Here is a 12,304-nt window from a genome sequence, read left to right as displayed (position 1 = left end):
ACCTCCCGGCGACAGCGTGGTTCAATGGCGAATGTGCCTCACGGCACAGTGACGCCCAACCGAGCACCAGGAGGACAGTATGGCTGGAATCAACGCGAAGTTCGACAAGGAATACCTCGACAAGGGCATCGACGATCTTGCCAAAGCGCCGGTGGAGGCGTTGAAGGGACTTTCCGAAAGCGACGCCCAGAAGCTCAAAGAGGCCTTGAACATTAAGACCGTCAAGGATCTCGGCACCAACAAGTTCTTCCTTTGGGCGCACGCCGTCGCCAAGCTCGCGGAGTAGCGGCATGTGTTGACGCACGCATGGAAGCCCCTGGCCCAGCATCATGCTGGGCCAGGGGCTTTTCTGCGTCGAGCACTGAGAACTGCACGATCCGGCCCGATGCGCGATGACGGGATGGAATACATACTGTGAGGATGAAATTCACCACCACCATCCAGGGCAGCGGCAACGAGACAGGCATCGAGGTCCCGGAGGAGCTCGTTACTGCACTTGATGCCGGACGGCGGCCGCCCGTGGTGGTCACCATGAACGGCGAAAGCTACCGCAGCAGCATCGCGGTGATGGGCGGCAGGAACATGGTCAGCGTGAGCGCGGCGAACCGTGAACTGACGGGAGTGTCTGCCGGCGACACCGTAGAGGTGGAACTGAAGGTGGACACCGAACCACGGGTCATTGAGGTGCCGGATGACCTGGCCAGTGCCATGGAAGCCGAACCGGCCGCGAAGGCCTTCTACGGCACGCTGAACTACAGCAGCCAACGCCGCTACATGGAGCCGATCACTGAAGCGAAGACGCCGGAAACCCGTTCGCGCCGGGTGGCCAAGGCGGTAGAAGACCTAAAGGCAGGCAAGAAGTAAGGAACGCAGCGCCACACTGCTGGACACTACGTCCACTGGTAAGTTTACTTACTATCGATGCCGGGGCAAGCTCCCGAGAAATGCAGTTCGGGCAATCAGGGCGCGGCCAGCGGGCGCCCGAGGCGGACGCGACGGACGTTTCCGCAGGTCAAAAGCCTGCAACCGAGCCGCGGGGCAGCAAAAATACTTTATGGAACCTTGAGGGAACCCAGGGGCGAAAGTTGAGTGGCCGCTTAAAGAATGGGGTGCGGCCCAATGGGGGGCCACCAACCCAAACTAGGAGCCCTCCATGCCTGCCCGTTTGTCCGCTGCCCCTGCCCGCACCGAATCTGCTGCCGCACACTCCCTGCGGCTGGTAGTGCTGGTTCCCGCCTACAACGAAGCGGGCTCGATCGGCGACACCCTCGATGGCCTGATGCTCCAGTCACGCCCGGCGGACCTGGTGGTGGTGATCCCCAACGGCTGCACCGATGACACCGCCCGGGAAGCCCGCAAGTATCCCGTCACGGTGATGGAGCTGCCGCGGCTGGAGCACCGCAAGTCCGAGGCGCTCAACCGGGCATGGAACGAACACGGGTACGACGCCGACGTGGTGGTCTGCCTGGACGCGGACACCGTCCTTCCACCCAACGCCCTGGCGGCTTGGGAGCGTGAGTTCCTGGGGCGCCGGGCAGCACGGCTGGGCGGATCGTCGTCGAAATTCACCATGCAGGACCCCGGATTCCTCAGCCGGCTCCAAAAAGCCGAGTTTGCCACCTGGACGGACACTGCCCTGCGCCGCCGGCAGACCAGCGTCCTGGCCGGGACGGGCTGCGCGATCAATAACGCGGTGCTGCGGCAGATCGCTGCCCGGGACGACCGGGACGGGCCCTGGGTCCATACCTCCCAGGTGGAAGACTTCGAGCTGACCTACCGGATCCGGGAACTCGGCTACATCTGCCAGGTCTCCCCCGACGTCCGCGCCTATACGGACTCGATGAAGACCGTCAAGGCGTTGTGGGGCCAGCGGATGAAGTGGCAGGTGGGAACGGTCGAGGACCTCCTGGACCTGGGCATCAACCGACTGACGCTCCGTGACTGGGGGCAACAGGCCATGGGCCTGCTGGGCGTCTTCCTGAAGTTCCTGTGGATCGCCGTCATGGTTCTTTCGCTCGCCCTGGGCGTCTTCAGGTTCGTCCTGTTCTGGTGGCTGGTTCCCGTCCTCTTCATCGCACTGGACATCAAACGCGCGCTGCGGATTCCGCACCGGGACTGGAAGGACATCCTGCTCGCGGCCACCTTCTTCCCCCAGGAAGTGTTCATGTGGCTGCGGTCAGGGTGGTTCCTTGCCTCCTGGTGCGCGGTCCTGACCACCAAGATCACCCGACGGCGAATCGACCGCTGGGAAGCCCAATACACCGCAGAGGACATCTGAAATATGTATGGAATGACTGCCACTATCCCCGCTACCGGAGCTGCAGCCCTGGCCTACACAGGGCTGAACGTCGGCTCCTCACTTCTTACCGCCCTGGGCACCGCCCTCATCGGCGTGGCCCTGCTCTCACTGTTGCGCAAGGGAAGCAAGGTCAAGCCCTGATGCCGTCCGCCCTGGCCCGGCCCGGAGCACCGTCCGGGCCAGCGGCGGTTCGCCGGAACCAGCGGCTAGGACGTGCTCCTGGCCTGCAGCGCGTTCTTGAACGCTGTGGCGGAGGCGGTGCTGCTGTTGATCCGCCAGTCCGTTTCCTTTTGCAGGTGGAACCACACGAAGCCCATCACATCGGGCTGCGCCGCGAGGTAGGACACCAGGCCCGAGTTCCACGCGGCCTTATCGCCGCCGGCTTCGCTCGACGCCGTCTCGGCAATGAGGATGGGCACGCCGGAAGCCAGGGTGCGGAGCTGGGCTATGCCCGGCGCGAAGAGGTCCTGCGCGGAAATCCATGCGCTCCACGTGGCGGACGTTCCCCAGTTGTAGCCGTCCAGGGCCACGATGTCCACGTACCCTGTTCCCGGATACAGGCCGGCCAGGTCCGTGGAGCCGTAGTACGGAACGTTGGGGCTCCAGACCCACGACACATTGCTGGCGCCCTGCGCGGCCACCAGATCGTGCACGTGCCGCCAGGCCGCGACGTAGTCACCGGGCTGGTTGCCGTTAACGCTTTCCGCCCACGGATACCAGTCACCGTTCATTTCGTGCGCGAACCGCAGCTGGACCGGGTAGCCCCATGCGGCCAGCGACTGGCCCCACTGAGCGATGTACGGATCGAAATCGCCGGCAGTGATCCGGTCAAGGCTGTAGGCCGGCTGGTCCACTCCCCCACCCCACAACCAGGGCTCCCAGGTGACCAGCGGCACGGCGCCGCGTGCACGGACAGCGTTCATTTCGGTGATAGGTGCCGGCTGCGCGAAGTCCTCGTAGAACAACACACTGGACGGCGCTTCACCGGCGAGGACCGCCACCTCGTCCAGCTCGCTGCCGGCCAGGGGGCCTCCCGCCGTCGCCGCCCCGAAGCGGAGTTTGGCGGTACTGACGCCCGGCACGGTCGGGGCCGTCGGGGCCGGCACGGTCACCGTGAACACCGCCGAACCCTGAACGGAGGAGGTCTTGGCAGTCACGGTGATCTTGCCGGTGGCCGTTGCCGGAATGGTGGCCTGGGCGCTGAAGGCGCCGGCCGACGTCGTTTTCAAGGGGAAAGTAGCCGAACCGATGATCACGGTTCCGGTGGTGGAGGCTTTGAAGCCTGTGCCGGTGACCGTAATGGACGATCCGGCCGGCCCCGTCACGGGATTCAGGGCGATCTGTCCCGCAGCCGCCTGGGCCGCCACGGGCTGAACCACCGTCATGGCCAGAGCCAGGCCCAGGCCCGCGGCCACTGCCGCGAGGTGCGTCTTTATGGAGTTGAACAAGGCTATCGATCCCCAGAATCGTCGTGGCAGCCACGTGCGCTGCCGGCCAGGTGCGCCGGACGGCACCACCTGATCGTAAAGGCCCTGTGCCGAAGCTGATCAGCTCTTGACCGAATTCTGTGGAAAGACTTGCTGGAAAATGAGGAATAGGTGAATCAGCATGATGATCCCGGGCGGCTCCTCGTCGATCCGGCCGTCCTGGCGAGGCTGTGCGCCGAGCTCGACGACGATGAGGGCTGGCTCCTCTTCCTCAACAGCTTCCTGGCCCAACTGCCGCTTCGAATCCAGAAGCTGCGCACGGGCCTGCTCACCGCGGACCATGAACTGGCCATGGACGCGGTCCTGAGCCTCAAGATCTCGGCCCAGATGGTGGGCGCTGACCGCCTTGCCGGTATGGTTATCAACCTGCAGGGCTTCCTCGAGGACATGGCGCAGCAGGGAAACGCCGTCCTCGCCCCAGCTGGCCAGCCGGCACCTCGGCCCCATCACGGCATGTGCCGAAGAGACAGCGGTGCGGCTGGCAGGCGAGGCTGGTCAGGCGTCACCCAACAGCCCAGGGGCTGTGACCGTAGGCGGACTCTCCTGCGGCAGCTGCTACTTCTGCTCGGGAATCCAGTAGGGCGCATCAACCCCGGTACCGGTGAGGTTGTCGCAGCGGACCAGCTGGGTGCCGATGCGCTCCAGCGGGCAGTCAACGTAGGTGTTGAGGGCTACGTCGTCAGGGTAAGTTGCGGCAGGGGCTGGCCCTGCGGAGAGGAAAAGCGCCGGAAAAACGGCAGCAATAACCGGGACAGTTCGTGTGTACACCGCTTGTCTCCTTGGATGCGGCAAGGGAGAGGGAAAGGCGGCCCGGCCCAGGACGAGGGCGGGCGCAATGGGCTCCCAGCCGATGACCCAAAATGGGAATCCCGCCAGCCCGGGGGTTCTCCGGCAGGAGCTACAGTACCCGGGCCGCGGAGAGCGCCATAAGGGTCTCCGGTACCTTTTATGCCATCTCGCCTACCCAACCTGATGCCCCTGCGCACCCCCGCCAGACCCCTCTTGCCCCTAGTCAGCCGGCACCGGAAGTAGGGATCGGGGCCAGGGTCTCCCCTCCCCCGGAACCAACAGTGGGCTCGGGCGTGGGGTACACAACGGACGACGTCGGCTGCCCGCCTTCCACGTACTGTCCGGCCGGGGCGGTTGGCTCCTGGGTCGTGGCCGGGTTGGGGACACCCGCGGGGGCCGTCTCCCGGGCAGGGGCGGTGGGCTCGGCTTGGGCGCCGGACGAGGTGGAGCTCGGGGCCGGGTCAGCCGACGCCGATGAGGTTGGCGCGGTGGACGTTGTCCCGGAGCTGCCCTTGACGATGGCGGTGATCTGCTCCTTGTACCCGTCCAAAGTGGCCTGGATGTCAGAGAGCGGCACGTCCTGGATGGTCCTGCCGTACTCCGCGATCTGCGCCCACAGCGCTTCCAGCTGCTGCTTGCTGTCCCCGTCCAGGGGCCCGTCGAGGGTGAGCACCAGCTGGCTGGCCAGGGCGTAGGCCAGGCAGTCCAGGCAGTTGTAGTTGGCCGCCGCGGAGAGGTTCTGCGGAACGATGACATCGGTCTGGCCCACCACCAGGACCACCTGGAACCCGACTGCCACCGCCGCACAGCCGGTGCAGCTGGCAAAGGCGTAGGCCTCATTGGTGGTGGTGACCGGTTCTCCGTCCTCGGCCCACACCAGCGCGAACGCCACGCTGTACGTCACCGAGCCGTCGGTGGTGTTGACGGCGAGCGCCTGGTTTCCGTCGCCCTCCGGAGCAGCCGGCCGGTCGAACGGGAACACCCAGGACGGTGCCGCAGCACCGGAACCAGCAGTGCCGGAGGGGGCAGCGCCGCCGCTTGTCGAGGCGCCGGACTCAACCGGCACCAGCACCATGCTCAGCTGGGGGTTATCCCGCGTCGGCTTGGTGGCACCTGCCGGCCACAACGCAACCGTCCGGCCGGCGCTCCCCTGCCGCAACGCACCGCCGTCGCGCTTCGGCAGAACAGCCGGGGTGGCGTCTCCCAGCGTCCCGCGTTCGTACGCCTGCACCGGCCGGTACGTCCCGCCGTCGGGCCACCATGCCCAGGCGAGGCCCGCCAGCAGGGCCGCCACGGCGCCCATGGCAACGGTGCGCTGCACCGCCTTGCCGCGGGTTTTCTGCCACAGGCCGGTGACCAGCTGCCGCAGCAGCCGCACCACGATGTAGACCAGGCCCAGGACCGGGACGGCCACCACCACAATGGCCAGCGCCCGCACGGCCACGCCCACGAAGTCCCCAGTGGACAGGCTCGCCGCCAGCATTTCCTGCTGTTTCCCCACGCTGGCCCAGCCGGTGGCCAGGAGCCGCGGCAGGGACAGCACCATCATCACCATGCTGAACAGCAGCACCGGCACGGTGACCAGCACCCAGGCGGTGACCACGGCGCGAGCCCACGGCTTCAGCACCTTGCTCTCCGGGTTCCCCCACCGCCAGGGCAGGACGCCCAGGAGGGTGGGTTTGATCCGCTGGAACAGGTCCGGCACTCCGGTGGCGTCGGCCAGGATGTGGTAGCCGTCGTACTTCACCAGCGGGATCAGCTGGCGGACCATCTGCAGGATCTGCGTGACCACCACCAGCAGCAGCGCGTCAAAGCCGGTGGCCCACCAGAGGCCCATGATGGCAACGGCCACGATGGCGTTGAAGTACAGCCCGCCCAGGTCGGTGCGGATCCTGCCGCCGCGGCCCAGCCGGTAGGAGTCGGTGACGTCCGTGAAGAACGCGGGCCACAGCAGGTAGAGCCCGGCGCCCATGGCCCCGGGTGTTGCCCCGCCCTTGCGGGTGGCGGCCGCGTGGCCGAACTCGTGGAAACCGGCGGAGAGGATGGTGACGGCGAGGATCAGCAGCAGCAGGGCGGGCTGTTCGAAGGCCTGGTGCGTGGCGGAGCCCAGGCCCTTGACCATGAGCACCCACCAGCACGCCGCCAGGAACAACGCCGTCACGGCCACCACGATTAGCGGGTTGAACAGCACGGCGAAGGGTGCGGTGATCCGGCGGGTGCGTTCGGGATCGGACACGATGTAGCGGAACCGCAGGCCCAGTAGCGGGTTGGCCTTCTTCACCTCCGGCTGGGTGCCGTCGGCGAGCCGGAGCAGGCCCATGGGCAGCAGTTGCGAGTCGATCAGCGTGCGGACGTTCTCGGCGCTGACCAGCCGCCCAAACCCCTCGCTGGCGTGGCGGGCGATGTCCTCCAGGCCGCGCGTCCCGTCGGCAGCCTCCAGCACAAGGTACAGCAGCGGGGTCAGCTGGAGCGTCTGGCCGTCGGCACGCCGCACCAGGGCGGGCGGTGTCCGGTAGCCGGACCCCTCGGCCGGGCCGAGCAGCTGCACACCGTCGGCCCGGGCAGGAAGGTGGGCTCCCGCCGTCGTAATTGTGCTGCCCGGCGGATCCTGGGCAAGGGTGGCGCGTGACGACGGCGGGCCCGCCTCAGGAGGCGGCCCGCCGTGGGCGTGGGTCATCGTTGTTACTGCTGCAGGTCGGACTGCTGGTCAGCGGTGGCGTTGGCCTCGCCGTCGATGTGCTGGCTGATGGTGGCGCTCTGGTCCGAGATGGCGTACGCCTGGCTGCCGATGGAGCCGATGTTCGCGGCCACCGCAGCATCGATGGGGGCAGCCACGTTGGCGTTGGCGGCCACGGCACCGTTGATGGGGGCGGCGATGGCGGCGTCGGCATCCAGGTTGACGTCGACGTTCAGCAGGTTGCCGTTCAGCACGCCGGCCGCGTCCGTGACCCCGCCGGTGCCGGTGGGATCCGTCACCGCGCCGGCCGTTCCGTCCGTGGTACCGGCATCCGTACCGTCAGCGGTGTCGTCGGCCTGGCCGATCACGCTGTCCTGGGTGGAGTCTGCGTTGGCGTCGGCCGTGATGCCCTGGTCGATCAGGGCGTCCTGGTTGGAGAGCGCCTGCGCGTCGGAGCCGAAGGACAGGATGTTGGCCGAGGCGGCGGCATCGATGGGTGCGGCAACGTTGGCGTTGGCGGCGACGGCAAGGTCGATGGGCGCTGCGGCATTGATGCCCAGGTCCAGGTCCGCGTTCAGGTCCAGGACGGATGCCACTTCCTTGTCCGGCAGGGCGGTGGCCTGCTCCGACATCAGTTCTTCGTCAGTGAGGGGACGCATTTCGTTGTCCATGCTTGAGACCTCCGGTGCGGCGCGGGTGCTCTGCCCCCAGCGGGCAGCCCGCGCCCCATAATAGTAAGCATGATTACTTGTTTTGCGAAGTGACGATTTTCAGCAGAAAGTACCTCAGCCATGCCGTTCGTCTTCTTGTCTATTTCTGCCGCGGTCTTCGTGGCCTCGATGGTGCTGTTCGACCAATGGCTGATGGCGGACGGGCGGGGCAAGTCCGGGCGGTATAAGAAGGCGGCCTGGATCAGCATGTGGGTAGGGATCGCCATGAGTGCGGCCTTGGTCCTTCTATTCCTCACCACCGACTGAAGAATCTTCTATTAAGCACACATGGCGATAACGCCATACGTCCTTCCCGCCCCTCCGCAGGAAAGCGCCCGTTGATTGCTTACCGGACCATGCGTACGGTGAACTAATAATCCGTGCTTGGAGGCGGCAATGGGCGGCAATTCCAAAGGCAGAACCGGCTACGAATTCCTGACCATCTGGCGGGTGGCCGGGACCCCGCACGAGGTGATGGACGTCCTGGGTGACGCCGGTACGCTGGCCCGCTGGTGGCCGTCGGTGTATCTGTCAGTCCTGCCGCTGGAGTCTGGCGGCCCCGACGGCGTCGGAAAGTCGTTCTTCCTGCACACCAAGGGCTGGCTGCCCTATACCCTCAAGTGGAAGCTCACCGTCACCGAGCCTGTCACAGAACAAGGGCTTGCCCTCTCCGCCCAGGGCGACCTCAACGGCACCGGGCGCTGGACCTTCAAGAAGGACGGGCCGGAAACGGTTGTCATCTATGACTGGCGGGTCAGTGCGTCAAAACCGCTCCTGCGGCGGCTGAGCTGGTTGCTCAAGGCCGCCTTCGCGGCGAACCACCGCTGGGCGATGGCGCGCGGGCAGGAGGCCCTCGCGCTGGAATTACGACGACGGCGGGCCGGCGCCGATCTCTCCGACATCCCGCAGCCGGCGGGCCCCACCTTTGTCAGCCGGCGACGGCGGCGGAAGACTGCGCATCTTCCCCTTTGACCTGGCAATTCCAACGACGTCAGTAAGCGAAGGGGAAGGAAATATCTGATCCGCAGCGCTGACAATGTGGTTGAATGCCCCGTATGGGGGACAGCACACTTCTGGTCTCGGCAGAACGGTATTTTCGGGCGTTGGGGCCGCGCGGCCGCACCGTGCTATTCCAGCTGCCATTGTCCGTCACTATGCTGCTGGTCGCTGCCCTGGTGGTCCTGCTGCACCCGGCAATAGATTTGTCGCCGCCGCTCATGCTCAGCATGGGCGTCCACCTGCTCCTTCTCGGCGCCTGCGCCATCGTTCCCTGGCAACGACTTCCCGCGCGGGCGGCACTGGTCATTCCTTTCCTGGATTGCCTGGCTGTGGGTGTAACCCGGGAAGCCGGCGGCCAGTACCTGACGGTGCTGGGCTATCTCCTCGTGTTTCCGGTGGTCTGGCTTGCCGCCGGCCGGCACCGCAGCGGCGTCATCGCCGCCGTGATGGCAACAGTCCTCAGCGCGGTCCTCCCACCAATCATCCTCGGCACAGGCTTCGACCGGGCGGACTTCATCCGCGTCGTCCTGCTCCCCGTCATCCTGGGAGCCGTAGCCCTAACCACGTACGGCACCTTCAACGTCATCTCGTTCCAACGGCGCTCCCTGGAACAACGGGAAACCGAGGTGCGGGAGTTGCTGAGCACCAGCCAGGACCGTGAGCAGCTGCTCGGCACCGTCCTGGACACCGTCAGCGTCGCCGTATCGGCGGTCGGTCCCCAGGGCGAAACCATCCTGACCAACCACCAGTACACCAGCCACGTCACCCGGGCCGTCCAAAAAGACGAGCTGGCAAAGAACCCGTCGCAGATCACTATTTACGGGCCGGACCGTGCCACTCCCCTCCCGCTGGAACAAATCCCCCGCCTCCGGGCTGCCAGGGGGGAGGCCTTCACGGACGAGCTACTGTGGATCGGCTGCGGCACCAGCCAGCGCGCCTATTCCGCCACCTGCCGCCTCATAAAAGGCCCTGACGGGCAACGGCGCGGCGCGGTGATGGCCTTCACCGATGTCACAGCCCTGGTGGAAGCACTCGCGGTCAAGGACCAGTTCGTTTCCAGCGTCTCCCACGAGCTGCGGACCCCGCTGACCTCAATCCTTGGCTACCTGGCCCTGGCCCTGGACGAGGACCTGGATCCTGACCTGGAGGACTACCTCACCGTGATCCGCCGCAACACCCAGCGGCTCCTGGGCCTGGTCGATGACCTGCTTGCCACCGCCACCGACGCCCTGAGCACCAATCCCCGCCCGGCAGACCTCGCCGAAATCCTGACCCACAGCGTCGAAGCCGCCAGTCCCCGGGCCGGCGCTGCGGGCATCACCCTCACACTCGATCTGGAACCGGGCACCGAGCTCATGGGGAATTTAGACCCCGATCGTATCGGCCAGGCCATCGACAACCTGGTATCCAACGCCATCAAATACACCCCCGACGGCGGGTCCATCACCATCTCCGCCGGCGCCAGAGACCACACGCTCTACTGCCACGTCACTGATACCGGTGTGGGCATGACGGAGGAAGAACAGTCCAAGGCGTTCACCCGGTTCTTCCGCGCCGCCAACGTACACTCCTCCACCATTCCAGGTGCCGGCCTTGGACTGGCCATCACCAAATCCATTATCGAAAACCACAACGGAACCATCAGCCTTTCCAGTAGCCCCGGAAAGGGAACCACCGTATTGCTGACCCTCCCACGCGCGGCTGCGGACAAGGAATCCGTGGAGTCCAACGCCTGATATCGAAGCCCCGTTTCCGGATGACCATCTCCGCGTAGCCGCTGAAGGCTTCTGCCCCGGGACGCCGGGGACGGGGGCCTTTTCAGGTTTACGGGGAGTACATTGTGGGCATGGGACAGACTTCCTCGCCGCGCCGCGATCTGCTCACCGATCGGCTCCTTGACGCTGCGGAATTCAGCCATGCGCACTGGTTCTTTGGAAACCTGTATGAGCTACTGGTCAAAATGCCGCATCGCGTCGCGGCCTCCGAGGCAAGCAAAGAGCTCCCACGGTCCCCCTTCGGGGCGGGCAGCCCGGGGCGCTATTACGCACCGCTCGCTCCGATCAATGCCCCGGCCGCCGTCGGCGCCCTCGCGGCAGGATGGCACGATCAGACCACCAGGACCTGGCTGATGGTAGCGGCCGCCAGTTCCGTCATAGGGGCAGCCGCTACCGTTTACGTCCTCCGCTCGCTCAACCCCAAGCTGTTCTTCAGCCGGGAACCGCTGGCCGAGGACCAACGGGAACCCTTGTTAAGGCGTTGGTATAACGTCCACGCCGTACGCCTCGCAGCCAGTGCCGTTGCGCTGACCGCCCTCCACCGTGCCCGGACCATCCGGCTCAAGAGCCGGTGACGCCACCCGGGTGCGGGTAAGGTCTGATCATGATCCAGGCTGCGGCCGTGTCCGCACTGACGTCCTACCACTGGCTGGGGATTCCCATCGCCGCGGCCGGCGCGGTCCTGCTCGCCTTGGGAACGTTGTTTCAGCACCGGGCCGTGGGAGACCAGCCGGCTGCAGCAGGGCGTGCGGCGGGCAGCATGGGCGGCGGGCGCCTTCACGCCCTGATGCGGAAACCGGTGTGGCTGGCCGGGACGGCGATGCTGGGGGCAGCGATCCTCCTCCAGCTCACCAGCCTGCGGTTCTCGCCCCTGATCGTGGTGCAGCCCATCGGCGCAATTGCGCTGGTGGTCACCACGCTGGCCACAGCGCGGATGACCCGCAGGTCCCCGGGGCGCCGGGCCCTCACCGCGGTCGCGTTATGCGTGGGCGGCGTAGGTGTGTTCGTTGCCGTGGCGGCGCTGTCCGCGGAGGACGTGGAGATCAGCGACTGGCACCTGGTGACCATCCTGATCGTGCTTGCCGTGGTCCTGGCCTGCGTGGCCGTGGCCTATCTCTTGTGGCGCCACCTCTCGCATGCGGTGGTCTTCACGGCCGGAGCGGGGATCCTGTTCGGGTTCGTCGCGGCCCTGGCCAAGACCGTCATCGCCCGGCTGTTCCAGGGCGACTTCGAGTGGCTGTCCCTGACGTGCCTGGCGGGGTTGCTCATTGCCGCCCTGGGCGGCAGCTTCCTGGTCCAGAACGCCCACACCCGGGGCTCCCCCGAACTCGTGGTGGCCGGCCTGACCGTCATCGACCCCCTGGTTGCCGTCGCGATCGGCATCACCATCCTCGGCGAGGCCGATGCAGCGCCGCCGCTGGCGATCGTCCTGTTCCTGCTCTCAGGAGCCACCGCCGTCGCTGGAGTCATCCTGCTGGCGACGGTGAAACCGCACGCCGCAGTGAGGCATGATGACCCCCAATCCCGTCCAGGAGACCTCGAAACCTGAGGCCCGCAGTCTGCCGAAC

General features: G+C 66.4%; 14 protein-coding genes. 9 read left to right on the top strand and 5 right to left on the bottom strand.

Annotation, left to right across the window (positions count from 1 at the left end):
* Positions 1-79: 79 nt before the first annotated feature.
* The 4 genes from ACR65K_RS00895 to ACR65K_RS00880 all read left to right on the top strand — a co-directional run bounded on the left by ACR65K_RS00895 (position 80) and on the right by ACR65K_RS00880 (position 2,440).
* Positions 80-286 (top strand): hypothetical protein, encoded by a 207-nt coding sequence (locus tag ACR65K_RS00895; RefSeq protein ID WP_056329277.1) that lies wholly within the window; start codon positions 80-82, stop codon positions 284-286.
* Positions 287-420: 134 nt separating this feature from the next.
* Entirely contained in the window at positions 421-864 is a 444-nt protein-coding gene (locus tag ACR65K_RS00890) for a YdeI/OmpD-associated family protein (protein ID WP_440150984.1), read from the top strand.
* A 289-nt stretch (positions 865-1,153) separates the two neighbouring features.
* A complete protein-coding gene (locus ACR65K_RS00885) occupies positions 1,154-2,278 on the top strand; it encodes a glycosyltransferase family 2 protein (RefSeq protein WP_440150983.1) in 1,125 nt (374 codons plus the stop codon).
* A gap of 12 nt (positions 2,279-2,290) precedes the next feature.
* Complete coding sequence (locus ACR65K_RS00880) at positions 2,291-2,440, top strand: hypothetical protein (RefSeq protein WP_307088381.1); 150 nt, start codon at positions 2,291-2,293, stop codon at positions 2,438-2,440.
* A 65-nt stretch (positions 2,441-2,505) separates the two neighbouring features.
* On the opposite strand, the gene ACR65K_RS00875 is transcribed toward ACR65K_RS00880, so the two are convergent.
* The 5 genes from ACR65K_RS00875 to ACR65K_RS00855 all read right to left on the bottom strand — a co-directional run bounded on the left by ACR65K_RS00875 (position 2,506) and on the right by ACR65K_RS00855 (position 7,923).
* Entirely contained in the window at positions 2,506-3,747 is a 1,242-nt protein-coding gene (locus ACR65K_RS00875) for a glycoside hydrolase family 26 protein (RefSeq protein ID WP_440150982.1), read from the bottom strand.
* Positions 3,748-3,846: 99 nt separating this feature from the next.
* Positions 3,847-4,233 (bottom strand): hypothetical protein, encoded by a 387-nt coding sequence (locus tag ACR65K_RS00870; protein WP_440150981.1) that lies wholly within the window; start codon positions 4,231-4,233, stop codon positions 3,847-3,849.
* Between the two features lie 108 nt (positions 4,234-4,341).
* Positions 4,342-4,554 carry a hypothetical protein gene (locus ACR65K_RS00865; protein ID WP_440150980.1) on the bottom strand — a complete coding sequence of 71 codons (213 nt, stop codon included), beginning with the start codon at positions 4,552-4,554 and terminating at the stop codon, positions 4,342-4,344.
* Between the two features lie 244 nt (positions 4,555-4,798).
* Positions 4,799-7,252, bottom strand: a complete 2,454-nt coding sequence (locus ACR65K_RS00860) for a hypothetical protein (protein ID WP_440150979.1) — start codon at positions 7,250-7,252, stop codon at positions 4,799-4,801.
* Positions 7,253-7,257: 5 nt separating this feature from the next.
* The gene (locus ACR65K_RS00855) at positions 7,258-7,923 is read right to left on the bottom strand and encodes a peptidoglycan-binding protein (protein WP_440150978.1); all 666 of its coding nucleotides are present in this window, start codon (positions 7,921-7,923) and stop codon (positions 7,258-7,260) included.
* 135 nt (positions 7,924-8,058) lie between these two features.
* Here ACR65K_RS00855 and ACR65K_RS00850 point away from each other — a divergent pair, with 135 nt between their 5' ends.
* The 5 genes from ACR65K_RS00850 to ACR65K_RS00830 all read left to right on the top strand — a co-directional run bounded on the left by ACR65K_RS00850 (position 8,059) and on the right by ACR65K_RS00830 (position 12,285).
* Positions 8,059-8,229, top strand: coding sequence for a hypothetical protein (locus ACR65K_RS00850; protein WP_440150977.1), 171 nt, complete (start codon positions 8,059-8,061; stop codon positions 8,227-8,229).
* Between the two features lie 129 nt (positions 8,230-8,358).
* Positions 8,359-8,934: an SRPBCC family protein gene (locus ACR65K_RS00845; protein WP_440150975.1), complete on the top strand. Its 576-nt coding sequence runs from the start codon at positions 8,359-8,361 to the stop codon at positions 8,932-8,934.
* 170 nt (positions 8,935-9,104) lie between these two features.
* Positions 9,105-10,697, top strand: a complete 1,593-nt coding sequence (locus tag ACR65K_RS00840; RefSeq protein ID WP_440150974.1) for a sensor histidine kinase — start codon at positions 9,105-9,107, stop codon at positions 10,695-10,697.
* Between the two features lie 110 nt (positions 10,698-10,807).
* The gene (locus ACR65K_RS00835) at positions 10,808-11,311 is read left to right on the top strand and encodes an anthrone oxygenase family protein (protein WP_440150973.1); all 504 of its coding nucleotides are present in this window, start codon (positions 10,808-10,810) and stop codon (positions 11,309-11,311) included.
* A gap of 29 nt (positions 11,312-11,340) precedes the next feature.
* The gene (locus ACR65K_RS00830) at positions 11,341-12,285 is read left to right on the top strand and encodes a DMT family transporter (RefSeq protein ID WP_440150972.1); all 945 of its coding nucleotides are present in this window, start codon (positions 11,341-11,343) and stop codon (positions 12,283-12,285) included.
* The last annotated feature ends 19 nt before the right edge of the window (positions 12,286-12,304 follow it).

It is taken from the genome of Arthrobacter sp. SAFR-179, assembly GCF_059414945.1.
The sequence above is the reverse complement of the archived record's forward strand: the minus strand, read 5'-3'. Positions and strand labels throughout refer to the sequence as shown.

Coding starts and splice junctions, on each gene's coding strand:
- ACR65K_RS00895 (WP_056329277.1), top strand. CDS start 80: ATGGCTGGAATCAACGCGAAGTTCGACAAGGAATACCTCGACAAGGGC.
- ACR65K_RS00890 (WP_440150984.1), top strand. CDS start 421: ATGAAATTCACCACCACCATCCAGGGCAGCGGCAACGAGACAGGCATC.
- ACR65K_RS00885 (WP_440150983.1), top strand. CDS start 1,154: ATGCCTGCCCGTTTGTCCGCTGCCCCTGCCCGCACCGAATCTGCTGCC.
- ACR65K_RS00880 (WP_307088381.1), top strand. CDS start 2,291: ATGACTGCCACTATCCCCGCTACCGGAGCTGCAGCCCTGGCCTACACA.
- ACR65K_RS00870 (WP_440150981.1), bottom strand. CDS start 4,233: ATGGGGCCGAGGTGCCGGCTGGCCAGCTGGGGCGAGGACGGCGTTTCC.
- ACR65K_RS00860 (WP_440150979.1), bottom strand. CDS start 7,252: ATGACCCACGCCCACGGCGGGCCGCCTCCTGAGGCGGGCCCGCCGTCG.
- ACR65K_RS00855 (WP_440150978.1), bottom strand. CDS start 7,923: ATGGACAACGAAATGCGTCCCCTCACTGACGAAGAACTGATGTCGGAG.
- ACR65K_RS00845 (WP_440150975.1), top strand. CDS start 8,359: ATGGGCGGCAATTCCAAAGGCAGAACCGGCTACGAATTCCTGACCATC.
- ACR65K_RS00835 (WP_440150973.1), top strand. CDS start 10,808: ATGGGACAGACTTCCTCGCCGCGCCGCGATCTGCTCACCGATCGGCTC.
- ACR65K_RS00830 (WP_440150972.1), top strand. CDS start 11,341: ATGATCCAGGCTGCGGCCGTGTCCGCACTGACGTCCTACCACTGGCTG.